This window comes from Williamsia sp. D3 (genome assembly GCF_000506245.1).
Taxonomy (GTDB): Bacteria; Actinomycetota; Actinomycetes; order Mycobacteriales; family Mycobacteriaceae; genus Williamsia; species Williamsia muralis.
Genome location: NZ_AYTE01000032.1, coordinates 134,181 through 158,889, shown reverse-complemented (window position 1 = coordinate 158,889; position 24,709 = coordinate 134,181). Strand labels below are relative to the sequence as shown.

At 65.7% G+C, this 24,709-nt stretch carries 19 protein-coding genes and 3 pseudogenes; 8 read left to right on the top strand and 14 right to left on the bottom strand.

Going from position 1 to position 24,709, the window contains the following annotated elements; genetic code table 11:
* Window positions 1–127: 127 nt before the first annotated feature.
* The 10 genes and pseudogenes from W823_RS51000 to eltD all read right to left on the bottom strand — a co-directional run bounded on the left by W823_RS51000 (window position 128) and on the right by eltD (window position 11,134).
* The gene (locus tag W823_RS51000) at window positions 128–760 is read right to left on the bottom strand and encodes a histidine phosphatase family protein (protein ID WP_023961390.1); all 633 of its coding nucleotides are present in this window, start codon (window positions 758–760) and stop codon (window positions 128–130) included.
* Entirely contained in the window at window positions 760–2,079 is a 1,320-nt protein-coding gene (hemL, locus tag W823_RS50995) for a glutamate-1-semialdehyde 2,1-aminomutase (RefSeq protein WP_031333079.1), read from the bottom strand. The genes W823_RS51000 and hemL overlap by 1 nt, the downstream gene beginning before the upstream one ends.
* Before the next feature lie 153 nt (window positions 2,080–2,232).
* Window positions 2,233–2,718: a ribose-5-phosphate isomerase gene (locus W823_RS50990; protein ID WP_023961388.1), complete on the bottom strand. Its 486-nt coding sequence runs from the start codon at window positions 2,716–2,718 to the stop codon at window positions 2,233–2,235.
* Between the two features lie 119 nt (window positions 2,719–2,837).
* Window positions 2,838–4,453, bottom strand: a pseudogene (locus W823_RS50985) (dihydroxyacetone kinase family protein); the annotation flags it as partial.
* A gap of 38 nt (window positions 4,454–4,491) precedes the next feature.
* Window positions 4,492–5,637 (bottom strand): ABC transporter ATP-binding protein, encoded by a 1,146-nt coding sequence (locus W823_RS50980; RefSeq protein WP_023961387.1) that lies wholly within the window; start codon window positions 5,635–5,637, stop codon window positions 4,492–4,494.
* A complete protein-coding gene (locus tag W823_RS50975; RefSeq protein ID WP_023961386.1) occupies window positions 5,634–6,773 on the bottom strand; it encodes an ABC transporter ATP-binding protein in 1,140 nt (379 codons plus the stop codon). The genes W823_RS50980 and W823_RS50975 overlap by 4 nt, the downstream gene beginning before the upstream one ends.
* Window positions 6,770–7,633, bottom strand: a complete 864-nt coding sequence (locus W823_RS50970) for a carbohydrate ABC transporter permease (protein WP_023961385.1) — start codon at window positions 7,631–7,633, stop codon at window positions 6,770–6,772. Before W823_RS50970 ends, W823_RS50975 begins: the two co-directional genes overlap by 4 nt.
* 1 nt (window position 7,634) lies before the next feature.
* Window positions 7,635–8,591, bottom strand: coding sequence for a carbohydrate ABC transporter permease (locus W823_RS50965; protein ID WP_023961384.1), 957 nt, complete (start codon window positions 8,589–8,591; stop codon window positions 7,635–7,637).
* 17 nt (window positions 8,592–8,608) lie between these two features.
* On the bottom strand, window positions 8,609–10,030 hold the full coding sequence (locus W823_RS50960) for an ABC transporter substrate-binding protein (protein WP_031333077.1): 1,422 nt from the start codon (window positions 10,028–10,030) through the stop codon (window positions 8,609–8,611).
* A 15-nt stretch (window positions 10,031–10,045) separates the two neighbouring features.
* Window positions 10,046–11,134 (bottom strand): erythritol/L-threitol dehyrogenase, encoded by a 1,089-nt coding sequence (gene eltD, locus W823_RS50955; RefSeq protein ID WP_023961382.1) that lies wholly within the window; start codon window positions 11,132–11,134, stop codon window positions 10,046–10,048.
* Between the two features lie 170 nt (window positions 11,135–11,304).
* On the opposite strand from eltD, the gene W823_RS50950 reads away from it, so the two are divergent.
* Genes W823_RS50950 through W823_RS50945 form a run of 3 tightly spaced genes read left to right on the top strand, consistent with a single transcriptional unit; the run spans window position 11,305 to window position 13,099 of the window.
* Window positions 11,305–12,318, top strand: a complete 1,014-nt coding sequence (locus W823_RS50950; RefSeq protein ID WP_031333076.1) for a sugar-binding transcriptional regulator — start codon at window positions 11,305–11,307, stop codon at window positions 12,316–12,318.
* Window positions 12,315–12,605: an SDR family NAD(P)-dependent oxidoreductase gene (locus W823_RS59060; RefSeq protein ID WP_235189638.1), complete on the top strand. Its 291-nt coding sequence runs from the start codon at window positions 12,315–12,317 to the stop codon at window positions 12,603–12,605. The genes W823_RS50950 and W823_RS59060 overlap by 4 nt, the downstream gene beginning before the upstream one ends.
* The gene (locus W823_RS50945) at window positions 12,521–13,099 is read left to right on the top strand and encodes an SDR family oxidoreductase (protein WP_235189637.1); all 579 of its coding nucleotides are present in this window, start codon (window positions 12,521–12,523) and stop codon (window positions 13,097–13,099) included. The genes W823_RS59060 and W823_RS50945 overlap by 85 nt, the downstream gene beginning before the upstream one ends.
* A 53-nt stretch (window positions 13,100–13,152) precedes the next feature.
* Here the strand turns inward: W823_RS50945 and W823_RS50940 are convergent, their stop codons facing one another.
* Together W823_RS50940 and W823_RS50935 are read right to left on the bottom strand one after the other, a co-directional pair.
* Window positions 13,153–14,637: an FGGY-family carbohydrate kinase gene (locus W823_RS50940; protein ID WP_023961380.1), complete on the bottom strand. Its 1,485-nt coding sequence runs from the start codon at window positions 14,635–14,637 to the stop codon at window positions 13,153–13,155.
* Window positions 14,638–14,717: 80 nt separating this feature from the next.
* A complete protein-coding gene (locus tag W823_RS50935; protein WP_023961379.1) occupies window positions 14,718–15,551 on the bottom strand; it encodes a helix-turn-helix transcriptional regulator in 834 nt (277 codons plus the stop codon).
* 142 nt (window positions 15,552–15,693) lie between these two features.
* On the opposite strand from W823_RS50935, the gene W823_RS50930 reads away from it, so the two are divergent.
* Entirely contained in the window at window positions 15,694–16,632 is a 939-nt protein-coding gene (locus tag W823_RS50930) for an SDR family oxidoreductase (RefSeq protein ID WP_023961378.1), read from the top strand.
* A gap of 58 nt (window positions 16,633–16,690) precedes the next feature.
* Here W823_RS50930 and W823_RS59055 read toward each other — a convergent pair whose 3' ends face one another.
* A complete protein-coding gene (locus W823_RS59055) occupies window positions 16,691–17,293 on the bottom strand; it encodes a CdaR family transcriptional regulator (protein ID WP_235189636.1) in 603 nt (200 codons plus the stop codon).
* Between the two features lie 581 nt (window positions 17,294–17,874).
* Window positions 17,875–18,198 (bottom strand): annotated as a pseudogene (locus tag W823_RS59050) (PucR family transcriptional regulator ligand-binding domain-containing protein); the annotation flags it as partial.
* Between the two features lie 237 nt (window positions 18,199–18,435).
* Between W823_RS59050 and W823_RS50920 the strand changes: the two are divergent.
* The 4 genes and pseudogenes from W823_RS50920 (at window position 18,436) to W823_RS50905 (ending at window position 24,701) form a co-directional block, all read left to right on the top strand.
* Window positions 18,436–19,833, top strand: a complete 1,398-nt coding sequence (locus tag W823_RS50920) for an aminobutyraldehyde dehydrogenase (protein WP_023961377.1) — start codon at window positions 18,436–18,438, stop codon at window positions 19,831–19,833.
* A gap of 2 nt (window positions 19,834–19,835) precedes the next feature.
* A pseudogene (gene gabT / locus W823_RS50915) lies at window positions 19,836–21,207 on the top strand (4-aminobutyrate--2-oxoglutarate transaminase).
* Window positions 21,197–23,191: a primary-amine oxidase gene (locus W823_RS50910; protein WP_023961376.1), complete on the top strand. Its 1,995-nt coding sequence runs from the start codon at window positions 21,197–21,199 to the stop codon at window positions 23,189–23,191. The pseudogene gabT and the gene W823_RS50910 overlap by 11 nt, the downstream one beginning before the upstream one ends.
* Window positions 23,184–24,701: an NAD-dependent succinate-semialdehyde dehydrogenase gene (locus tag W823_RS50905; RefSeq protein ID WP_023961374.1), complete on the top strand. Its 1,518-nt coding sequence runs from the start codon at window positions 23,184–23,186 to the stop codon at window positions 24,699–24,701. The genes W823_RS50910 and W823_RS50905 overlap by 8 nt, the downstream gene beginning before the upstream one ends.
* Window positions 24,702–24,709: the final 8 nt, after the last annotated feature.

The following is a 24,709-nucleotide window of genomic DNA, read 5'->3' as shown; positions in this document are numbered from 1 at the left end:
GGTCACCAGGCCGAGGACGGCCAGTAGACCCAGTCGCCATCCCAACGGGGCCAATACGTGCGCGACACTGCGCCCGCGGCCGAGTCGACCCCCATTGTCGTTCGCCGTCAATATGTTCCGTTTTCCCTCAAGCTCCTGTGGCGAGCGGATCAGATGATCCGGCCGGCTCGGAGTACACGATGTCGACGAGTGCATCGCCGTCGTACAAAAGGCTGGTCAGCGAGGCCAGCGAGCACTGCCGCTTACGCGGGTCGTGCCAGAGACGCTGGCCCTCGAGGAAACGGCGCAGCGTGTAGACGGGCAGCTGATGGCTGACGCACACGGCCTCATGGCCACGAGCTTCCTCGCGCGCCTTGTTGGCGACGGCGAGCATGCGGTGCGCGAGCTGGATGTAGGGCTCGCCCCAGCTGGGGGTGAACGGGTCGCGCAGTTTGGGCCAGTGCCGCGGGCGACGCAGAGCTCCATCGCCCGCCGAGACGCGCAGGCCCTCGAAGGTGTTCTCGGCTTCGATCAAACCCTCGTCGGTGATGATCTCCAGGCCGTGCGAGGCGGCGATGGGAGTGGCCGTCTCCTGCGCACGCTGCAGCGGCGACGCGAACACATGGGTGATGTCGTGGTCGGCCAGGGAGTCGGCGACCTTTTGCGCCTGGGACGCGCCCAGCTCGGAGAGATGGAAGCCCGACAGGCGTCCGTAAAGAATGCCGTCCGGGTTGTGTACCTCGCCGTGCCGCATCATGTGCACGATGGTGCGCTGCTGCATCAGTTCTCCTTCCGAGCACGTGCAGCCGCGGCCGCGGCTGCCGGTAGTGCGTCGGCAATGACACCGAAAGCATCCCCGTCCAGCGCCGCGGATACAAACCAGGCTTCGAACGCACTGGGCGGCGGGTATACCCCGGCGTCGAGCAACGCGTGGAAGAACGGCGCAAAACGCCAGGTCTCGGTGTTCTTTACGGCCGCGTAGTCGTTGATCGCAGCATCGGGTCGCGTGGTGAAGAAGACACTGACCAGGTTGCCTGCGAACTGGACGCGGTGGCCGACTCCCTCCGCGGTGAGCGCCTCGCCGATCAGGGAACCGAGCTGTTTGGAATTGGCGTCGAGTGCCGCGTACACGGAGTCGTCGGCGTGGCGCAGGGTGGCGAGACCGGCCGCCACCGCGACGGGGTTACCGGACAGGGTGCCGGCCTGGTAGACCGGGCCGGCCGGCGCGAGGTAGGCCATGATGTCGGCGCGGCCACCGAAGGCAGCGGCAGGCAGGCCGCCGCTCATCACCTTTCCGAAGGTGTAGAGGTCACCTGCGACACCCTCGAGGCCGAACCAGCCGGCTTTGCTGACGCGGAACCCCGTCATCACCTCGTCGATGATCAACAGGGCGCCATCTGCAGACGTGATGTCTTTGAGGCCCTGGTTGAAGCCGTCCACCGGGGCCACCGCCCCCATGTTGCCTGCCGCCGCCTCGGTGATGATGGCGGCGATCTGACCGGGGTACGCGGCAAAGGTCTCGCGGACCGCGGTGAGGTCGTTGTACGGGAGCACGATGGTGTCCTGCGCCTGCGCACCGGTGACACCGGGCGACGTCGGCAGCCCGAGGGTCGCGACGCCCGAACCCGCGTCGGCCAGCAGCGCGTCGACGTGACCGTGGTAGCAGCCGGAGAACTTGATGATCTTGCTGCGACCGGTGAACCCGCGGGCCAGCCGGACCGCCGACATGGTGGCCTCGGTGCCCGAGTTCACCAGCCGGACCTGCTGCACCGGGTCGACCCGCGCGATGATCTCCTCGGCCAGATCGATCTCGGCCTCGGTGGGTGCACCGAACGACAAGCCCGTGGTCGCGGCTGTCTGCACCGCCTCGACGACGGCCGGATGGGCGTGACCGAGGATCATCGGCCCCCAGCTGGAGACGAGGTCGACGTAGCTGTTGCCGTCGGCATCGTTCAGCCGGTACCCGTAGGCACTAGAGATGAATCGGGGTGTACCCCCAACCGAGTTGAAGGCACGAACCGGCGAGTTGACCCCGCCGGGTATGGAGCGCGACGCGCGCTCGAACAGCTGGGCGGAACGGTCGGTGGTGTGCGGCACGATCTCCAGTGTGGCAAATGTCCTGATGTGACCCCGGCCATGGATGGTCCAGGCCTTCGAATCTTCGGTAGAACCTTCGTTTTCTGCGGTGGGAATGGTGGGCCCGGGGAACGCGACCGGGGAGAAACGTTCTACCCGGACCCACCAAGTTCTGCCTCAGCCGGCGGTCTTGTGCTCGTAGTCGTCGATGGCGGCGACCTTTCCGGCCGAGGCACTTTCGGGGTCGAAGGTGTAATCGAGCCACTCACGGGCCAGCCGACGGGCCAATTCGAGCCCGACCACCCGCTGTCCGAAACACAGCACCTGGGCGTTGTTGCTGAGCACCGACCGCTCGACGGAGAAGCTGTCGTGCGCGGTCACCGCCCGCACACCCGGCACCTTGTTGGCACTGATGGCCACACCGAGCCCGGTGCCGCACACCAGCAGCGCGCGGTCGGCCTTGCCCTCGGCCACCATTCGCGCGGCTGTCACCGCGACGTGCGGGTACGCGGTCTGGTCGTCGGCACCGACACCGACGTCGACGACGCTGTCGACCCTTCCGTCGGACTGCAGGTCAGCCTTCAGGGTCTCCTTGTACTCATAGCCCGCGTCGTCGGACCCGATGACGATGCGTAGTGCGCCGGAGTTCTGTGAATCGGTCATGAGTGAGATGTCCTCTCATCGCTTGAGTGCCCTGCGCCCACGAGGGCGCTGGTTCGGTCGGCGATCGCCTGCACCGACAGCGCCAGTGAGATCGCGCCGGCATCGGGTGTCCCGACGCTGCGTTCGGCGAGGGGCCGGGCACGGCCGACCTTCGGTCGTAGTCGAGCTGTGGCCTGTGCGGACTCGTCGGCCACCACTGCGGCGGCCGACCAGGCGTCGTGCCAGCCGACGCCCTCGGCGGCCTGTCGTTCGATCTCTTCGACAAAGGGCCCGAGCGCGTCGAGCATCGTCTTGTCGCCGGGCGCAGCACCGCCGAGATCGACAAGTGCCTGATACCCGTCGCGCAGACCGGCACCGAGCAGTGCGGTATCTGGTGAACCGGTGTCGCCGAGCCGGGCGCAAGTGCACCGAGCAGCGCACCCCACAACACACCCGAGGTGCCGCCTGCCTTTGCGGCCCAGGCTTTTCCGGCAGCGGCGAGTACCGATCCGGCCCCGGCCTGAGCGGCTATGGCCTCATCGGCCGCGGCGACAGCGGCCGAACTGCCCTTGACCATTCCGCGGCCGTGGTCACCGTCGCCTGCCACGGCATCGATGCGGCCGAGTTCCGTCTCGGCGCCGGCCACCGCATCGGCAAGGGCGTGCAATGCCTCTCCGACCACCTGTCCGGTGCGGCGGCCCGCCTCGTCCGAGAGAGATGCCAACGCGGGGGCCGCGGCGACCTCGACTTCGTCTGTCCCCGAACGTAATTGCGTGTCACCCATCGCTGGGCCGACGTGGTCGCCGGTCATCTTCCGGTAGGCAGGGGTGTCGGCGGGGGCCGTCCAGAAACGCTCGAGGTCGTCGTCGAGCCACATCACGGTGAGCGAACAACCGGCCATGTCGAGGCTGGTCACCAGCTCCCCCACCTCGGGATCGATCAGGGTGTACCCCGCCTCGCGAAGCAGCGCCGACGCCGTGGACCACACCACGAACAGTTCCTCGTATTTGGTGCGGCCGAGCCCGTTGAGGATCACGGCCATCCGCTTCGAGTCGGTGGTGGGAGCTGCTGCCAGCACGCCGTCGACCAGTGTGCGGGCCAGTTCCTCGGCTGTCGGCATCGGCTCGTCGGCGATACCCGGTTCACCATGGATGCCAAGGCCCACACCCATCTTCCCGGCCGGGACGGTGAACAGTGGGGCATCTGCCCCGGGCATCGTGCATCCGTCGAAAGCGACACCAAGTGTGCGCGTCGCGTCGTTGGCCCGTCGGGCGATGTCGAGGACGCCCGCCATGTCCCGCCCGGCATCGGCCGCGGCACCGGCACACCGGAACACCGTGAAATCGCCTGCGATGCCTCGCCGTCGGGACTCTTCGCCGGCCGGTGCACTGGCGACGTCGTCGGTGACCGCAAGGTAGTGCGCGTCGATTCCCTCGGCCCGCAGCTGTTGCACGGCGAGCCCGAAGTTCATCACGTCGCCCGCGTAGTTCCCGGTGGTCAGCAACACGCCGGCACCGCCGTCGGCAGCGCGGGCCACCGAGGTGGCCTCGTCGGTGGACGGCGAGGTGAAGATGTTGCCCACCACGGCCCCGTCGGCGAACCCCGGGCCCACGACGCCGCAGAACGCGGGGTAGTGACCGGAGCCGCCGCCGACCACCACCGCGACCTTGCCCGGTGGCGTCCGGTGCGCACGCACCACTCCCCCAGGCACGGCCGCGACGTACCGGGAATTGGCATCGCAGAAGCCCGCGAGCATGTCCTCGGAAAACCGCGACGGGTCGTTGAACAACCGGGTCATCGCAACCGCTCCCCGCCATCGGCGTCGAAGAGGTACACGCGCTCGGGTGGGGCGCCGATCTCGATCTTCTGGTCGGTGGTGAAGTGGTCCTCGGCGGGCGTCTGTACAACGATCCCTTCCTCGATGCCACTGACCGTGCACGTGGCCAGCCCGAACTCCAGGAGATGCTCGAAGTACGCCACCGACGCCGACACGGTCGGATCACCGGCGGCCCGGACAACCGAGCAATCCTGCGGTCGCAACCCCACCGACACCCGGGTGCCATCGGCGATCGGGCCACGCACGGTGGTCGCCAATCGTCCTGCACCACGCCCGATCTCGACGAAAACCGTCTGGTCGATGGTGCGGGTGACACCGCGCAGCACGTTGATCTGCGGTTCGCCCACGAACTCGGCGACAAAGAGATTGGCCGGGTCGTCGAAGACCTCGTCCGGCGTGCCGAACTGCTGGATCACGCCGTGGTTCATCACGGCGAGACGGTCGGCGAGCGAGAGTGCCTCGACCTGGTCGTGTGTGACCACGATGGTGGTGTATCCGAATTCGCGCTGCAGCACCTTGAGTTCGCGGCGCACCCGTTGCCGGGCCGATGCGTCGAGGTGGCTCAGCGGCTCGTCCAGCAGCAGTACCGGTGGGTTGCGGACGAGCGCTCGCGCCAGCGCCACCCGCTGCTTCTGACCACTCGACAGGCTCGCCGGCCGAAGCGGCAGAAGGTCTTCCATCTCCAGGCGACTGGCGATGGTCTCCACCAGCTGGTCGGCACCGGAAACCTTGCGAGCCTTGAGGCCGTACGCGAGATTGTCGCGGATCGACATGGGCGGATACAGGGCGTAGCTCTCGAAGCCCACACCGATGCCTCGCTTGGCTGCGGGCAGCTGCGAGATCTCTTTGTCTCCCACCTTGATCGAACCGGAGGTGACGGTTTCCAGACCGGCGATCATGCGCAGGGTTGTCGTCTTGCCACAGCCCGAAGGACCGAGCAATGCGACGAGTTCCCCTGGGGCGATGGTCAGATCGATGCCCTTGACCGCCTGGAAACTCTCGCGGCCGCGGGCCGAGTACGTCTTCACCAGCTTGTCGAGGGTCAGGCTCTTGGCGACGTCAGACGACACCTGACTCGGGGCGGGGATGGTCGTCGAGCTCACCGGGTTGCCTCCATTTCCGATTGCACGTTCGATATCAGCCGCACACTGTCCGTGCCGGCCCGCTCGTCGTCGAACACGTGGACATCGCGGGTGGCGACGGTGAGGCTCACCTCGGCGCCTTCCGCGAAATGTTCGCGCCCGCTTGACAATGCGATGATCTGCCGTCCACACGAGTCGATGGTGAGCTCCACGTTCCTGCCGAGTCGCTCGGCCAGCATCACCCGACCGTGCAACTGCATCGCATCGTCGGGGATCCGCTCGCCGCGACCCAGCACCTTCAGATCACAGGGCCGCAGTCCGACCCGCACACGGTCGCCCGACGACGCCATCACGCCGTCCGGCACCCGCACCCTTCCCGATCCGTCGCCCAGCCGAGCGGTCGAGCCATCGATCACAGCGTCGACGACGTTGATCTCGGGCTGCCCCAACGACTTCGCCACGAAGGTGTCGGCCGGGCTGCGCCAGATCTGCTCGGGCGTGCCGACTTGGACCAGTTCTCCGTCGCGCAGCACCCCGATGCGATCACCGAGCGCGAGCGCCTCCTGGTAGTCGTGCGTGACGTAAATGGTGGTGGTACTCGACATCTGGCCGAGTTGCTTCAGCTCGGCACGCATCGCCGCACGGAGCTTGGCATCGAGGTGACTGAGCGGTTCGTCGAGCAGGTAGACATCCGCCGGCCGCACCAGCACCCGGCCGAGCGCAACACGCTGCCGCTGTCCGTTGGACAGCTCACGGGGGAAGCGCTCGAGCAGATGGTTGATGCCCAGTGTGGTGGTGACCTGATCGATGCGCTGCTTGCGTTCGGCGTCGGTGTACTTGCCCGTCCGTCCCGACTTCAGCGGCGATTCGAGGTTCTGCGACACCGTCTTCTGCGGATACAGCGCGTAGCTCTCGAACGCCATCGCCACGTTCCGGCGGTAGGGCTCCACCAGTGTCATGTCGACGCCGCCGATGTGCACCGAACCGGCATCGACGTCGACCAGACCGGCAATCGACTTGAGGGTGGTGGTCTTTCCCGCACCACTGGGTCCGAGGATGACGAAGAACTCGCCGTCCGCGATGTCGAGGGACAGGTCCTTGATGCCGACCGTCTTGCCGTAGTTCTTGCTGAGGTTGTCGAGCCTGAGAGTGCTCATGCTTTCACCGCTCCAAACGAGAGACCGCGGACGAGGTAGCGCTGAATGGTCAACGCGAGGATCAGCGGGGGCAGCGCCGCGATGACCGCAGCTGCCGCGGTGAGGTTGTAGTAGGCCTGACCGCCACCGCCGAGGAACTTGGTGATCGCCACCGTCACACCGGCATTGCTGTCGGCGAGGATCAACGGGAACACGTAGTTGTTCCACGCGAAGATGAACGCCAGCAGTCCGGCGGCCGCGATGCCCGGACGGACCAGCGGCAGCGCCACCATCACAAACGCCCTGGACCGGGTGTAGCCGTCCAGCAGGGCCGCCTGCTCGAGGTCTTCGGGCAGATCCTGGAAGTAGGAACGCAGGATCCACACCACCAGCGGCATGGTGACCAACTGCAGCACCCAGATCATTCCGACGTGGGTGTCGAAGAGTCCGATCTGGTTGTAGATCACGAACAGCGGGACGATCACCATGAGCTCGGGCGCGAACCGGAACGAGAGCATCTGGAACATCAGATCCTCACTGCCGCGGTACTTCCACCGGCCGGCCGCGTAAGCCGCCGGGATTCCGATGACCAGCGACACGATGACCGCACCACCACAGTTGATCAGGCTGGTCAGCAGCGACGCCTTGAAGTCGACGCTGGTCAGCTCGGTTCCTTTGTTGGACAACACCGTCGAGAAGTTCTCCAGGGTGGGGCTGAAGGAGAAGTAGGTGCTGGTCTGCTGCTCGGTGTTCTTCAGCGAGAGGATCACCATCCAGATGATCGGGAACAGCGAGAAGATGAACCACGCGATCAGGGTGAGGTCGGCCGCAATCGACCCGACGGTGAATCGTTTTTGACCGGGCAAGAGTTCACGCGCCATGTCAGGACTCCGCTCCCGCAGCTCGTCGCTGCGCCTTTCCGAGCACGCTGACGAGAACGCGTGCGGTGATGAACACGATGATCCAGAGCAGCAACATGTAGGTCGCTCCACGGGAGTAGTCGAGGTTGATGATCGCGTCCTCGAACGCGCCGATCTGCAGGGTGCGGGTCGAGACGCCGGGGCCGCCCGCGGTGAGCACGTAGATCGCGTCGAACACCTTGAGGTTGTCCATGAACCGGAAGATGACGGCCACCAGGATGTATGGCCACAGCATCGGCAGCATCAGTTTGCGGAACATGAAGAACCAGTTGGCACCGTCGACCTCGGAGGCCTCGAACGGCTCCTTCGGCAGCGAGCGGATGCCCGCGAGCACGAGGATGGCGACAAACGGGGTGAAGATCCAGACGTCGACCAGGATCACCGACCAGAGCGCATTGGTGCTGGACAGCCAGTCGAAGGTGTTCCCCAGTCCCAGAACGTGATTGAGGATTCCGAACTGCGGGTTGAACATCAGCTTCCAGATCACGCCCGCGATGACGGGTGCGATCATCAGTGGCAGGATCAGGACCTTCTCGAAGATCTTGCCGATGATGCTGGAGCGGTTGAGCAACAGCGCGAGGCCCACGCCGAGGACGGTCTCGACCGCCGTTGCGACCACCGCGAACACTCCGGTGACCTGCACGCTCTGCCAGAAGATCTGGTCGCCGAGCACGGAGGCGAAGTTACGGAAACCGACGAACACGGGATCGGGGTTGACGGCCGCGTAGTTGAGCACCGAGTAGTAGGCACCGACGAAGAACGGGTACAGGATGCCGATGACGATGATGAGTGCGGGAAGCGAGAGCAGGTAGGGGCGCAGCCGTCGGCGCCAGGACGGCACCTCGACCGGTTTGTCCGCTCGGACAGGCGGCTGGTCCGAAACACCATCCGTCGTCGCCTTTGACGCTTGAGTGGTCATTGGTTCTTCTCTCTCCGTTAGAGATTCACTTTGGAGGTGTTGGTCTTGGCCAGACTGTCCAGCCGGGACTGGGCGTCGTCGCCGCCGTAGATGTCCTGCAACGCCACCGCCCAGTCCTTGGTGGTGTCGAAGAACTTCTTCTGCGGGGTGAACTGGATCTTCGAGGACCCGATGACCGCCTCGAAGGTCTCGAGGTAGCCCGGCTGGTCGGCCGCGATCCGCTTGAACGTGCTGTCGAACACCGACTTACGGACCGGGTCCGCATAGATGCCGCCTTCGACGGCCTTGTTCATCGCCTCTTTGCCGGTGGCCCACTGCATGAACAGCCAGGCGGCGAGCTTGTTCTTGGACAGCGAGTTCATCGCCCACGTCCAGGTCCAGAGGTTGGTGTTGTAGTTGCCGTCCGGTCCCGCGGGTCCGGGGTACCACCCGAGGTTGCCTGCCTGCGCGCTGGCGCCGGGTTTGTTCTTGGGGTACGTGGCGCTGTCGGCGTCGTACACCATCATCGCCTTGCCGTCACCGAGGTCACCGGTGGCGTTGGGGTAGTCGTACGTGGTCCACGACGTGGGTCCGGCCTTGTGCTGCATCTCGATCCACTTGCGTGTGAAGTCGACCGCTTTCGCGGAGTTCATCCGGGCCACCAGTTCGTCTCCGTCGAGCGTGTAGTCGACGGCGCCTTCACGGGCGTACTGACTCATGAAGCCGGGATGGATGGTCGCCCACGACTTCGAGCCGCGGGTCGCGATGCCGTAGCGGTTCTCCGAGCGATCGGTGAGATCGATTGCGAGCTGGATGAAGTCGTCGAAGTTGTCCGGCAGCGCGATCTTCCGGCTGTCGAAGTAGGCCTTGTTGTAGGCCACCACATTGTTCTCGAATCCCCAGGGGATGGCCCACTGACCGCCGGTGCCGAGCGGGCTGCCCAGCTCGAAGTTCCAGCGGGTCGAGGTGCGCAGGCCTTCGAAGATGTCGTCGAAGTCGTACTCCTGGCTGGTGGCCGCGCTGTTGCCCAACCACGGGCCCAGGTCCTCGATCCATCCGGGCGGGCCGTATTGCCAGATGAAGTAGGCACCCAGCATGAAGACGTCGTGCTTGCCCGTGCCGCCGGCGAGTTCGGTGTTCAACTTGGTGAAGTAGTCGGCCTCGGGCACGAGATCGACATTCACCTTGATGCCGGTGAGAGCGCTGAACTCGGACAACAGCGGCTGGAATGACTGCTGGTAGGGGTGCGGTGTCTGCAGGATGTTGAGCGTGGTGCCTTCGGCTTTACGCCAGTCGAACGAGCCCGAGACCGCAGCGGCACCGTTCTCCGCGTCGACTCGGCCACCCACGCCACAGGCGCCCAGGATCGGTGCTGCGGCAGCGGCAACACCCACCACGCCGAACGCCCGCAGCAGGTTTCGACGGGACATCGGAGTGTTGACCGAAAAGTTCTCATTCATGGATACGTCTTTCGCTCAGGCCGGGATCAAGGACACCTTGACCGACTCTTTACCGCTGGCCACCAGGTCCAATCCGCGCTGGAACTCGCTCAGCGGCAACTGGTGGGTGCAGATCTCGTCCATCGGGAGAACCCCCGACTCGATCATGCGGATGGCTGCGGGCCAGCAGTACGGACCGAGGTGCGCACCGAGGACGTCGAGCTCTTTGTCGTCGCTGATGATGCTCCAGTCGACGGACACGTCGCTCCCGAAGACGCCGTACTCCACGTACCGGCCGAGTTTGCGCAGCAGATTCAGTCCCTGCGGGACCGCCGAGGGGTGCCCTGTGGCTTCCAGGTACACATCGGCACCGTAGCCGTCCGTCAGATCCTTGATCATCGCCACCGCATCCTCGGTCGCGATGTTGATGGTGAGGTCGGCACCGCACCGCTTCGCGAGTTCGAGCTTCTCCTCGGCCATGTCGAGGGCGATCACGCGAGCGGGGTTCTTCGACTTTGCACCTGCGATCATGCCCAGGCCGATCGGTCCGCAGCCGGCGACGACGACGGTGTCCTCGAAGGTGATCTGTGCGCGCTCGACGGCGTGAAGTGAGCACGACAGAGGCTCGGCGAATGCAGCGTGGTGCGCAGGGATGTCCTTGGAGACCTTGTGCACCAGCGCCTCTCCGGGATAGACCATGTACTCGGCCATCGCCCCGGGTGTGCGGCGTTTGAATCCGTAGAGGTCGTGCGGCGCGCACATGTGGTACCAGCCGCGCTTGCAGTACATGCACTCCCAGCAGGGAACGATCTGCTCGGACACCACCCGGTCGCCCACCGCGATCCCCCACCGCTCGGCGGCTGCGTCGTCGAGTGCGACCACCGTGCCGACGAACTCGTGGCCTGGGATGACCTCCGTCTCGGCCCACGCGGGACGATTCTCGTCGCCCCAGAACTTCGCCGCACCGTGGTAGCACTTGAGATCACTCGCGCAGATACCGACTGCTTCGACCTTGATCAACGCCTCACCGGGGCCGGCGACCGGTACCGCGACCTGCTCCAAGCGGTAGTCCTCGGGTCCATGACAGACAACTGCCTGCATCTTCTCGGGTAGTTGCTCACCCATTAGCCAACTCCTCACCGGCCGAGGCCGCGTTCATTTTGCTGTGTTCCGGGTCACGTTAGCGCTTCCTGATACATATGTACAGAACAGATGTTCACGAGTTTTCACCGCATGAACAAATGTGCAGTGCCATAATCGGCGGGATCGCAGTCACCGACGGAGGGGTGTGCCTCATGGCCAACCAGACACGCAGGTCGGCGGCCTCCCCGTCGGCCGATGCGGCGAACGGGTCGGATTCCGGCCACTTCTCCGCCTCGCTGGTCTATGCCGCTGCCCGCCTGTACTACACCGAAGAAGCCACCCAACTCGATGTCGCATCACAGCTCGGCGTCAGCCGCGCAACCGTCAGCCGGCTGCTCGCCGAAGCCCGTCGCCGGGGCATCGTCCGCATCGAAGTGATTGCGCCACAAGACTTCTTCGACGCCGACCTGGAGACCAGCCTGGCGGCGGCACTGCACCTCGACAGGGTGTATCTCAGCAGCCCGCTGCCCCCGCCGACCCCAGCGCGCCCGACCGTGGAGGTCATGGGATCGGTTCTCGCCCCCGCGGTGGCACGCAGCCTCCGTGACGCGAATCTGCTGCCGGGCGACGTACTCCTGGTGTCGTCGGGCCGCACCGTCTACGAAGTGGCCCAGTACGAGATGGCCGAACTGCCTGGCGTACTGGTGGTACCGACCGTCGGCGGCAACGACCAACCCGAGCCGTGGTACCAGACCAACGAGATCACCCGACTCGTCGCAGGAAGGATCGGCGGCCGACCGAACTACCTCTTCGCACCCGCCCTGCCCGGGCCGGACCTGCACGCCTCGCTCACGGCCGACCCCAGCATCCAGCCGGTCCTGCGATTGTGGTCGCAGGCCCGCTGCGCGCTGATGGGCATCGGCGCACCGCCTCTGTTACGTTCTGACATACCGCAATTCGTCCCGACCGGCTCGGCGTCGCTGCGCTCGGCCGTGGGGGACGTGTGCTCGCGCTTCTACGACCGCGACGGCCGGGCCGTCGATTTCCCTGGACGTGAGCGGCTCATCGCCATCGAACTGGACCTGCTCAAGCAGGTGCCGATCGGCATCGGTGTGGCGGTCGGCAAAGACAAGGTCGACCCGATCGTCGCCGGGGCAGCCGCGGGCTTCTTCAACCAACTCGTCACCGATCCCGCAACCGCCACAGCAATCATGGAGAGCTTATGACCACCCCGACTGTCGATCCGACCACTCTGCGCCTCGACGGCAAACGCGCGCTGATCACCGGCGCCACCAAAGGAATCGGCGCCGATATCGCGGTCACGCTCGCACGCGCGGGGGCCGACCTCATCCTGAGCGGACGCAACAAGGTCGAGCTGGACGAGGCCGCTGCCACCCTGAGCCGTGAACACGCACGCGCGTTGCCACAGTGGTCGCCGACCTGGCCGACACCGATGGTCCCGAAGCACTCGCGCGTGCCGCCGCAGGTGCGTTCGACGGCCTGGACATCCTGATCAACAACGCCGGAATCTCCTATCCCCATTCAGTTCTCGACCTCGACACCGAGCAGTACGACGCCGTACTGAACGTCAACCTCCGAGCTCCCGCCCTTCTGGCCGCGCGGGTGGGCTCGATCATGGTCGAGCAGGGCACCGGAGGTTCTATCGTCACGGTCGCCTCGGCTGCCGCCCTGGCACCACTGCGTGAGCACTACTCGTACTGCGCCTCCAAGGCCGGATTGGTGATGGCCACCAAGGTGCTGGCGCTCGAACTGGGCCAGTACGGGATCCGCGCCAATTCGGTGTGCCCCACCGTCGTGCTCACCGAGATGGGTCAACGCGTGTGGGGTGAGGAGACCAAAGCCGCGCCGATGCTGGCGCGGATCCCGCTGGGCCGCTTCGCGATTCCGCAGGAAGTGTCGAACACCGTGCTGTGGCTGGCCTCGGACGCGGCATCGATGATCTCCGGCGTGGACCTCCCCGTCGACGGCGGCTACACGATGGGCTGAGCGCTACAAGCGGGCGCGACCGACTCAGCCGCGGTGCACCCGACCACCAGCTCTCAGCGGTCGTCGGTCATCCGCGCCAGATGATGTACCTGATCTGCCGTTGCCGGATACAGTTCGCGCCACGTCTGATAGAGGTCGTCATAGAGTGACGCGACCTTCGGGTCGGGGGTGATCTCCCGAGCGAGCTTGGTCCAATCTGTCTCCGGCGCAACGAGATCAACCGCGGTCGCGGCGAGGAGAGCGTCGCCGTAACTCGCGCCGATCGTCTGTTCCGGGACCAACTGGGTGCGGCCGGTGATATCGCTGAGTGCTTGAGCCCATACCGGGCTGCGCAGCCCGCCACCCACCGCGACGGTGCGTTTGGCGGTGTGCGCGTCATCGAACATCTCGAGGATCTGCCGGATACCGAAGGAGATCCCCTCGTACGCCGACCGGAACAGATGTCCGCGGCTGTGCCGCAACGTGAGCCCGGCGAACACGCCGCGCGCATCGGGATCGAACACCGGAGTGCGTTCTCCCGCGAGATACGGCAGCAAGAGCAGTCCCTCGCTACCCGGCGGCACCGCCATCGCCTCGGACGTCAATTCGTCGAATGAGGCGTTGCCGGTGACCGATTGAAGCCACGAGATCAGCCGACCGGCGGTAGACGTCCCGGCAGCGAGTGCGAGGGTGCGCTCCTGGACGCCGGCAGTGGTCCACAGCGCTGGGTCGCTGTGGAACTCGTCGATGATCTGGATCAGGAACATCGTCGAGCCGTACATCAACATCTGGTCACCCGGCTGACGCACACCCACCGAGAATGCTTCGGCGAAAGCATCGACCGTCCCCGCGACCACCGGGATCCCCTCGGGCAGTCCGGTTTCCTCCGCGCCGCGACGGTGAACAGTGCCCACCACCTCGCCCGGCCAGCACAAGCGTGGCATCGGAATGTCGGCGCAGATCTGCTCCGCCCACCGGCGGTGCCACTCGAAATCCTTTATCGCATAGAGCGGGTCGCACTGGCTGGCCGTGTGGTGATCCATCACGTACTCACCGGTGAGTTTGGCGGCGATGTACGAGTTTGACCCGTACCAGCGCGCCGAGCGCGCCCACACCTCAGGTTCGCGATTGCGCACCCACAGCATCTTGGGCCCGACCGCCTGACTGGACAGCAACGTCCCGGCATCGGCGAGGATCTGCTCGGCGCCCAGCTGTTCGGTCAACTCGGCGATCTCCGCGCTGGCCCGGGTGTCCACGCCGTACAGGATGGCCGGGCGGGTGGGCCGGAGATCGGCGTCGCAGAGAACCAGGCACGGACCGACCCCGCTGACACAGATGGCGACCACATCACCGTCCGCGGGTTTGGCGGCCATCAGCGCGGAGCTGATCGTGCAGATCTCCTGCCACCACACCCGTTCCGGGTCGACCTCCACCCATCCCGGCCGCGGCATCGACGTCTCGTGGGGAACCGTCTCGGTGGCGAGCACCGTTCCCCCGGCATCGGCGAGAACCCCCTTACTGCTTCCGGTGCCCATGTCGATTCCGATGACGAGTTCCACCCGAGTCAGCCTATCGGCCGGACATCATCGTCGTCACCGGGTTGGCGCTTGCCGACAGAGTTTCACCCCGACCGGCCGGATCACCGAGTCCCCAAGACTGACAGCAACTTCAACTTCTCGTAACTCTGTGTGCCGGGGACAGCCGTATAGACCAAGAGCACATGCGACTGGGTTGGATCGAGCAGGGTCTGACAGGTCAACTCCAACTCGCCGAGCTCGGGATGTATGAACTTCTTCACGCCAGGGGGGCGTAGACCGACCTCATGCCTATTCCATACCTGCCGGAACTCGTCGCTTTGCTCGAGCAGCAGATTGGATAAGTGCGCCGCATAGGAATCGGGGCCTCTGAGGGTGACCACCCCGCGCAGGCCCGACACCCACAGACGGCTGAGAAATGGATGCTCCTTGGGAGCGTAGAGCCCGCGGCTGTCGGGATCGGTGAACCAGCGATATCCAATGCTGCGGGCTGGGCCGCTGTAGGCGGTGAGGTCACCGGTGAGTGCCTCGCCGAGCGCGGTCTGCCGCAACGTCTCGCCGAGTTCGGTGACTATCTCGGCAGGAGTGTCGTGCAGGCGGTCAAAGATGCGCTGCAGACCAGGGCTGATGTGCTCGCTTCCCGGGCCGCGCGTGGGCGGTTGATGTCCGGCAAGCCGGAACAGATGGTCACGCTCTTCAATCGAGAGATGCAGGCCCTGCGCGATGGCTGCGATCATCTGCTCGGACGGCTGCGGTCCGCTCTGGCGTTCGATACGCGCGTAGTAGTCAGTCGACATGTGGCACAGCGCCGCCACTTCCTCTCGCCGCAATCCGCTGGTCCGCCGGCGCGGACCACGCGGCAGTCCCACATCCTCGGGCTGTAGCGCCTCCCGTCGGCGACGCAAGAAGTCCGCCAGTCCAATCCGATCGATGACCACATCGCCTCCAAGGTTCGCCTTCTTCCTACCGCGCGCGGCACGGTCTATCCACGGCTTCGCGGTCAGTGGATAGACGGGCCCTGCCCAAGGCGGCCGGGGCGCGCGACTGTGAAGGAACCACCAGAGCCCAGGAGAACAACACATGCCACGCGCAACTATCGACATCACCATCCCCGACCTGTCTGGCACCCGCGCTGTCGTCACCGGAGCAAGCGACGGCATCGGGCTCGACATCGCCACCAAACTCGCAGGTGCCGGCGCCGAAGTGTTGCTGCCCGTACGAAATCGAGGCAAAGGCGAGGCCGCGATCGCCTCAATCCTCGAGAAGGCGCCCGCCGCAAACGTGTCGCTACGGCAGCTCGACCTGTCTTCGCTTGCTTCCGTCGAGGCTCTGGGCCAATCCCTCCGCGAGGAGGGCCGGCCGATCAATATCCTCATCAACAACGCCGGCATCATGACCCCGCCCGACCGGCAGAGCACCGTCGACGGATTCGAGATCCAGTTCGGCACCAACCATCTCGGTCACTTCCGACTCGTCGCTGAGCTGTTATCGCTACTGAGCGCGGGCCACGCCCGCGTGACGTCGCAAATCAGTGTCGCGGCCAACAGCGGCTTTATCAACTGGGACGATTTGCAGTGGGAACGTTCCTATGACGGCATGAAGGCCTACAGCCAGTCGAAGATCGCGCTCGGACTGTTCGGCCTCGAACTCGACCGGCGTAGCCAAGCCGGCGGGTGGAACATCACCAGCAACCTGTCCCACCCAGGTATCGCTCCGACGAACCTGCTCGCCGCGCACCCCGAACTCGGCCGCGATAAGCAAACGGTGGGCCGAAGGGTCATCCAGGCACTCTCCAAACGAGGCATCTTGGCCGGGACGGTCGACACAGCCCGGCTACCAGCGCTGTACGCTGCGACCTCTGCCGACGCCGAACCGGGCGGCCTCTACAGTCCGAACGGGCTAGCGCACACCAGCGGCGGCCCCGGACGACAGAAACTCTTCTCACGACTGCGTGATCCCCAGGCGGCCAATCGAATTTGGCAGGTCTCCGAACAGCTCACCAAGCCGTTCGCCCAGTAGCGACGATGGGCTATGCAGAGCGCGGGACTCGTACAGGGGCTTTACTGAAACGACCGGGTCAGCGTGGGTCCGACAAGAGGATCAGCAGCAGTTCGGCGCGGGTTCGTGCGTCGGTGAGGTCGACGCGCAGAAGTTGCTCGATGCGGTCCACCCGGTGGCGAAGGGTGTGCCGGTGCACACCCACCGAGGTGGCGGCGGCTTCCCACTGACCATTCGCCAGCAGGTATCCGCGCAGCGTCTCCACCAGGGCGCTGTCGGTGCGTCGATCGTGATCGAGCAACGGGCCCAGGACCGATTCGTGTGCCCCGCTGAACGCCTTGCGTACCGGCTCGAGCGCCAGCACCGACCCCTGTGTGGCCAGGTCGACCACCTCGCCTTCACCGGCCACCGCACATCCGAGCCGAGCCTGACGGACCGAGTCGCTGATGTCGTCGACCGAGACCACCGTGCCCAATCCGGCACGGGCCCCTTGCCTGCCCACCATCGCGAGCACCGATTCGGCGAACGAGCGCTGGTCCTCCCCGCGAAGGAGTACCACCACCTCCGGACCGCTCTGGTCGACGAACACCGGTCGCCAATGGTTCTGCAATTCCACCGCCACCGCCGCGGCGGCCTGCTGTGCACCTCCCACCCCCGAATACTGCGCGACGGCGATCCGCACACGCCCGTCCCGGTCGCTGCGCGCAACACGATGTTGCGCGCTGCCGCGGGCGGCGGGCCCGACATGGCCAGTGTCAACGCGTCGGAGTTCAGCGCCTGCTGGTCGCGCATCACCTGACCGGGTTTGGCGTGTTCGAGACTGAGCAGCGATGTCGCGTGACCCACCAGTACCCGCTCGAGATCACCGAGCGGGGTTCGGCCGATGACGGCAAGGTGCCCGAAGACGTTGCCTGCCACGCTGATCCGTTGCACGGTGATCACCCGGTCGCCGGTCAAGGTGACGCCGCTGGCCGCCGCGGGGTCACGCCCCACCTGCGACCGCACCGACTCCAGATCGTCGGCGGACACCGGTTGTGGCCGTGCGCTCACCAGCTGCTGATCACGGTCGAGCAGCACCACCGTCTGCTCGATGGCGTCCGCGAGTTCGCGCACCACCGCCGGCATGCCGCCGGCAATGATCGCGCGGGTGATGCGCGGCTGCGTGTGCGACGCGCGGACGAATTGGTCGAAGCGCTCTGCGGCGATGTGGTCGAGCACCGTGCGCGCGATGGCAGAGAACGGCACGGGCAAGGGGACCTCGAGGAGCGGCAGGCCCACCTGATCGGCGGCCTCCACCAGATCGGCCGGCACGTCGTCGAAGCCGAGGCCGACACCGAATCCGACACCCGCGACTCCCACCCGGTCCAGCAGCCGGACGTACTCGAGGCGCCCGGCCGCCGTGGGAGGCAGACGCAGACCGGTGGTGAGAAGCAGCTCCCCGCCGGCGAGCCACTCGTGCGGGGCAGGCAGTTCCGAACTCAGTGCGCAGTCGATGTCGCGGTCCTGACCAGCAGCTCCCCCGATCAGCCGCAGATCGAGGTCACGTTGACCAAGCAGCCAGCGGACAGTGGTGGTCAACGGCTCCACCTTCCTTCTCGGGCCTTGATGCCAGGCCAAGCCCCGGGCCGCAGAGCAGCACAAACAAGCCGACTGCTGGACAAAGTGTACCGATCAGGAGGGGGCAATGGACATTTTGTCAGGTCCGCAACCATATCGATGCGGCGAACACTGACAACCATCACCTGTCCCCCATCGATTCCCGAGCCACCTCGACCCCCGAGACATACGACCCGAGTCCAATCCGACAGAGAGTGACCGCGTGTCATGCCCGAGATCCTGAAGAACTACATCAACGGCGAGTTCGTCGCGTCGTCGTCCACCGAGACGATCGACCTGATCAACCCAACCGACGAATCGGTCGTCGGTACGTCGCCGGTCTCGACCACCGCCGACATCGACGCGGCCATGGCCGCTGCGGCCACCGCCTTCGAGACCTGGGGTAAGACCACCCCGAAGACCAGGCAGACCGCATTGCTGAAGTTGGCGGATGCCATCGAGGCGAACTCCGATGCGCTCGTGGCCGCCCAGGCACGGAACACCGGGCAGCCGGCCGATCAGATCGCCGACGAAGAGGTGACCGTCGGCGCCGACCAGATCCGGTTCTTCGCCGGTGCGGCCCGCCTCCTCGAGGGGAAATCGGCCGGTGAGTACATGGAGGGGTTCACCTCGTACGTGCGGCGTGAACCCATCGGCGTCATCGGTCAGGTGACCCCCTGGAACTACCCCCTGATGATGGCGTTGTGGAAGATCGGACCTGCGATCGCCGCCGGGAACACGGTGGTACTCAAGCCTTCTGACACCACTCCCGAATCGACGCTTGTACTGGCCTCGCTGTCCAAGGGCATCCTGCCCGACGGAGTCCTCAACGTGGTGCTCGGCGACGGTAATACAGGTGCGTCCATCGTCGGGCACAAGACCCCGGGCATGGTGTCGATCACCGGGTCGGTCCGTGCCGGCATCGCCGTGGCGGTATCCGCCGCACAGCAACTCAAGCGCGCGCACCTCGAACTGGGCGGAAAGGCCCCTGCCGTGGTGTTCGCCGACGCTGACCTCGACAAGGCCGTCGACGGCATCGGCGAGGCGTCGTTCTTCAATGCCGGCCAGGACTGCACGGCGGTGACCCGGATCCTCGTACACTCCTCCATCCACGACAAGTTCGTTGCCGCGCTCAGTGAAAAGGCCGACGCGACAACGGTTCCTCCGCTGAACAACATCAACCACTTCAGCAAGGTGACGTCGATACTGGACTCGATCCCCTCGCACGCCACCGTGGTCACCGGCGGAAAGCGCCGCGGTGACAAGGGATTCTTCATCGAGCCCACGGTGATCACCGGGGTCCGCCAGACCGACGCGCTGGTGCAGGAAGAGACGTTCGGCCCCGTGGTGACCGTGCAGACCTTCGAGGACGAAGCCGAGGCCATCGCGCTGGCCAACGACGTGAGCTACGGCCTGGCCTCGAGCGTGTGGACCACCGACCACGGCACCGCCAACCGGATGACCGCAGGTATGGACTTCGGCTGTGTGTGGGTCAACTGCCACATCCCGCTGGTTGCCGAGATGCCACACGGCGGGTTCAAGAACTCCGGCTACGGCAAGGACCTGTCGTCCTACGGGGTCGAGGACTACACCCGCATCAAGCACGTGATGAGTTCGGTGGAATGACCATGACGACAACAGCTGCGGTCTCCTACCGCCTCCCCCAGCAACGCAAACTCGTCACGCCCATCCCCCGGCCCGAAATCCCATGAACTGCAGGGTCGCCGCGCGATGGCCGTCGCCGGCGGCGTGGGCTCGACCGTGCCGGTGTACGCCGCCGACGCCGACGGTGGTGTGATCGTCGACATCGACGGCAACTCGTTCATCGACTTCGGGTCGGGGATCGCCGTGACGAGCGTCGGCGCCAGCAACGCGGCGGTCGCCGAAGCGGTTGCCGAGCAGGCACGGCATTTCACCCACACGTGCTTCATGGTGACGCCCTACGAGGGATACGTCGCGGTGGCCGAACGGCTCAATCACCTGACACCAGGTGACCATCAGAAGCGCACCGTGCTGTTCAACTCCGGCGCCGAGGCTGTGGAGAACGCGATCAAGGTGGCTCGGCTGGCCACCGGACGCGACGCGGTCGTGGCGTTCGACCACGCCTACCACGGCCGTACCAACCTGACGATGGCGCTGACGGCCAAGACCATGCCCTACAAGTATGGTTTCGGACCCTTCGCGCCGGAGGTCTACCGAGTACCCGGGTCCTACCCCTTCCATGACGGACTCGACGGTCCGGAAGCGGCGGCCCGCGCGATCTCGATGATGGACAAGCAGATCGGGGCAGATCAGCTGGCCGCGATCATCATCGAACCCGTGATGGGCGAAGGCGGCTTCATCGTGCCCGCCCCCGGATTCCTTCCCGCACTGGCCGACTGGGCCGCCTCGAACGGCATCGTGTTCATCGCCGATGAGGTTCAGAGCGGATTCGCCCGCACCGGTGCATGGTTCGCAAGCGAACACGAGAACGTGGTGCCCGATCTGGTGACGATGGCCAAGGGCATCGCCGGCGGTATGCCGCTGTCCGCTGTCACCGGGCGCGCCGATCTGCTCGACGCAGTGCACGCCGGTGGTCTCGGAGGAACGTACGGCGGCAACCCGGTAGCCTGCGCAGCTGCACTTGCCACCCTCGACGTGATGGCCGAACTCGATCTACCCAGGCGGGCAAGGGAGATCGAGGAGATCGCCGTCGGACGGCTGCGGGCGATGGCCTCGGTCACCGATGAGATCGGCGACGTCCGGGGACGAGGAGCGATGCTGGCCATCGAACTCGTGCAACCGGGTACGAACAAGCCCAATCCGGAGCTGACCAAGGCCCTGGTGGCGGCCTGTCTCGCACAAGGTGTGGTGTTGCTGTCCTGCGGTACGTACGGCAACGTCATCCGGCTCCTGCCCCCACTGGTCATCGGTGACGAACTGCTCGGCGACGGGCTCGACGTACTCGAGAACTGCCTGCGCGAACTGACCGGGTCCACAGGAGCAGTGCGTGCCCACTGATCCGGCAGCCGGCCGGCCCGAGGCCACCAGCCATCCCCTCGACCCTTTCAGCGCCGACGAATTCCGTTCGACGGCAGCACTACTCGCACGAGACCAGGGCGTCGCCGAGGGCTGGCGGTTCCATTCGATCGAGTTGCTCGAGCCCAGCAAACAAGCTCTGGCGGACCACGCGACGGGAGGCCCACGGCCTCCTCGCAAGGGAATCGTCACCTGCTCGGACACGACGCGCAACGCCACCTACAAGGCGGTTGTCTCACTGACCGAGGATGCTGTCGAATCCTTCACCCACATCCCCGGTGTACAGGCGAACTTCACCGTCGATGAGTTCGAAGAATGTGACCAGGTGCTGCGGGGCCACCCAGATGTGATCGCTGCCCTGAAGAAGCGCGGGATCACCGACCTCGACCTGGTGTTCATGGACACCTGGACCTACGGAGACGCCGTCGCCCCGGACAAGTACCGGGACAGACGGCTCGGATGGTCGGACACCTGGCTCAGGTCCGAACCGGGGGCCAACCCCTACGCCCACCCGGTCAGCGGACTGCACTGCGTCATCGACCTCAACACGATGGAACTGCTCGAGATCGAGGACAACGGCGGCGTGGAACCGCCGGATGTCATGGGCGAGTACGTGCCCGGTCGAATCCCCGAGCGGATCCGCGCCGAATCGCGCCGCCAACCACTCAAGCCCCTGGAGATCACCCAGCCGGACGGCCCCTCGTTCGCCCTCGAGGGCAACAAGCTGACCTGGCAGAACTGGTCGTTGCGCGTCGGATTCAACCACCGCGAGGGCATGACCCTGCACGCCGTCACCTACAACGACGGTGGTCGCGAGCGCTCGGTGGCCCACCGGCTGTCGTTTGCCGAGATGATGGTGCCGTACCGAGATCACTGCGAAGACCATTACCGCCGAACAGCATTCGACATCGGCGAGTGGGGCCTCGGTTTCATGACGACCTCGCTGGAACTCGGCTGCGACTGCCTCGGCGAGATCCGTTACCTCGATGCCGTGCTGCACAACAGCAAGGGCGAGCCGTACACGATCACCAATGCGATCTGCATCCACGAAGAGGACAACGCGGTTCTCTGGAAGCATGTCGACCACGATGCGGGCGCCGAGGTTCGCCGGATGCGCCGGCTCACGGTGTCATTCCATGTCACCGTGGCCAACTACGAGTACCTCGTCTACTGGCGCTTCTACCAGGACGGCAACATCGAGTGCGAGGTGCGCGCCACCGGCATCATGGTGACCACGCCGATCGCACCCGGCGCCACCCACCCGCACGGCACCCTGGTGGACGAACGCACCTACGCACCGTTCCATCAGCATTTCCTGGTCGCCCGCCTCGACCTCGACGTGGACGGGACCCAGAACACCGTCTACGCCAGCGAAACCGAGATCGAGCCGATGGGTCCGGCCAATCCGTACGGCCTGTCCCTGGTGCAGCGCAACACCCCTCTACGAACCGAAGAAGAGGGCAAGCAGGACATGAACTGGTCCACCCAGCGAGCGTGGAAGGTGGTGAACACCAACACCACCAACGGACTGGGCACCCATCCTGCCTACAAACTGGTCCCCGGCGACGCCATCCCTGCCATGTTCGACCCGGCCTCACCGGTGTTCGCGCGCGCCGAGGTCATCGGCCACACCGTGTGGGTCACCCCGAACAGTCCCGACGAACGTTGGCCCGCAGGTGAATTCGTGAACCAGTCGGCCACCGACAAGGGGCTGGGCGAATGGACGAAAGCCAACCGCAGCATCGACAACACCGACGTGGTGCTCTGGTACACCTTCGGCATCCACCACATCACCCGGCCCGAGGACTGGCCGATCATGCCCGCCGACACGGTCTCGTTCTGGCTCAAGCCATTCGGCTTCTTCGACCGAAACCCATCCCTCGATGTCGCACCGAGCCCGAGCGCGCATTGTCACCCCACATCATCCACATCGCCCGAATCATCTGGAGGACACTGTCATGACTGATTCCCCGGCCACCGATCCAATCGCCGCCTTCCGCGAGCTGCTCGACCAGGTCCCCACGGGTCTGTGGATCGGCGGGGCCTCGGTGGACGCATCCGACGGTTCCACGTTCTCGGTGGACGACCCGGCCACCGGCACGTCCCTGGTTCACGTGGCCGATGCCACGCCCGACGACGCGAACACCGCACTCGAGAGCGCGCTCGCAGTGGCGGACGAGTGGGCTGCCACTGCGCCGCGCAAGCGATCGGAGATCCTGCGCGCCACCTACGATCTGGTCCAGGACCACGCCGACGACATGGCGACGATCATGACTCTCGAGATGGGCAAGGCACTGCCCGATTCGAAGTCCGAGATCACTTACGGCGGTGAGTTCCTGCGGTGGTTCGCCGAAGAGGCCGTTCGTGTTTCGGGCCGGTTCACCCCGTCGCCAGGGGGCACCGGACGGATCATGGTGACCCACGCCCCCGTCGGGGTGGCACTGGCGATCACGCCGTGGAACTTCCCACTCGCCATGGGCACCAGGAAGATCGGTCCGGCGCTGGCCGCGGGCTGCACGATGATCGTCAAGCCCGCCCAAGAGACCCCGCTGACCATGCTGTACCTCGCCAAGCTGCTCGGCGAGGCGGGACTGCCCGGCGGCGTGCTCTCGATTCTCCCGACCAGCAAGGCAGCCGACGTCACCGAGCCGCTGATCGCCGATCCCCGCGTACGCAAGATCAGCTTCACCGGGTCGACCCCGGTCGGCCGGAGCCTGCTCGGACAGGCAGCCGAGAACGTTCAGCGGACGTCCATGGAACTCGGTGGCAACGCACCCTTCCTCGTGTTCGACGACGCCGATCTGGACAAGGCGGTGGAAGGTGCGTTCGCAGCGAAGACCCGAAACGGCGGCGAAGCATGCACGGCAGCCAATCGCTTTCTCGTCCAGGAAGGTATCGCCGAACAGTTCACCGCGGCGCTGACGGCGAAGATGGAGGCCATGGTCCTGGGGCCCGGCTACGACCCGAAAACCACACTGGGCCCGATGGTCAACACCAAGCAGCAGACGTCCATCGCAAAGGCTGTCGCCGCGGCGGTCGCCGATGGGGCCCGGGTACGGCTGGGTGCCGATCCGGCGAATCTGCCGAGCTCCGTCACGCCGGATCCGTCGACCGATGACGCGGGGTGCTACTACCCTTCGACGGTTCTCGACCAGGTGCCGGCAGACGCGGACATCGTCCGAAACGAGATCTTCGGCCCCGTTGCCGTCATCAGTACTTTCACCACCGAGGACGAGGCCATCGAGGCCGCGAACTCCACCGAATACGGTTTGGCCGCTTACCTTTACACCCAGGACCTCGACCGGGCGCTGAGGGTGGCCGACAAGATCGAGTCGGGGATGGTCGGGATCAACCGAGGCGTGATCTCCGATGTCGCGGCGCCGTTCGGCGGTGTGAAGCAATCCGGGATCGGGCGCGAAGGTGGATCGGAGGGCATCTACGAATACCTGACCACGAAGTACATCGCACTGACGTAGTCCGGCAG

Coding starts and splice junctions, on each gene's coding strand:
- W823_RS51000 (WP_023961390.1), bottom strand. CDS start 760: ATGCAGCAGCGCACCATCGTGCACATGATGCGGCACGGCGAGGTACAC.
- W823_RS50990 (WP_023961388.1), bottom strand. CDS start 2,718: ATGACCGATTCACAGAACTCCGGCGCACTACGCATCGTCATCGGGTCC.
- W823_RS50975 (WP_023961386.1), bottom strand. CDS start 6,773: ATGAGCACTCTCAGGCTCGACAACCTCAGCAAGAACTACGGCAAGACG.
- W823_RS50970 (WP_023961385.1), bottom strand. CDS start 7,633: ATGGCGCGTGAACTCTTGCCCGGTCAAAAACGATTCACCGTCGGGTCG.
- W823_RS50965 (WP_023961384.1), bottom strand. CDS start 8,591: ATGACCACTCAAGCGTCAAAGGCGACGACGGATGGTGTTTCGGACCAG.
- W823_RS50960 (WP_031333077.1), bottom strand. CDS start 10,030: ATGAATGAGAACTTTTCGGTCAACACTCCGATGTCCCGTCGAAACCTG.
- eltD (WP_023961382.1), bottom strand. CDS start 11,134: ATGGGTGAGCAACTACCCGAGAAGATGCAGGCAGTTGTCTGTCATGGA.
- W823_RS50950 (WP_031333076.1), top strand. CDS start 11,305: ATGGCCAACCAGACACGCAGGTCGGCGGCCTCCCCGTCGGCCGATGCG.
- W823_RS59060 (WP_235189638.1), top strand. CDS start 12,315: ATGACCACCCCGACTGTCGATCCGACCACTCTGCGCCTCGACGGCAAA.
- W823_RS50930 (WP_023961378.1), top strand. CDS start 15,694: ATGCCACGCGCAACTATCGACATCACCATCCCCGACCTGTCTGGCACC.
- W823_RS50920 (WP_023961377.1), top strand. CDS start 18,436: ATGCCCGAGATCCTGAAGAACTACATCAACGGCGAGTTCGTCGCGTCG.
- W823_RS50905 (WP_023961374.1), top strand. CDS start 23,184: ATGACTGATTCCCCGGCCACCGATCCAATCGCCGCCTTCCGCGAGCTG.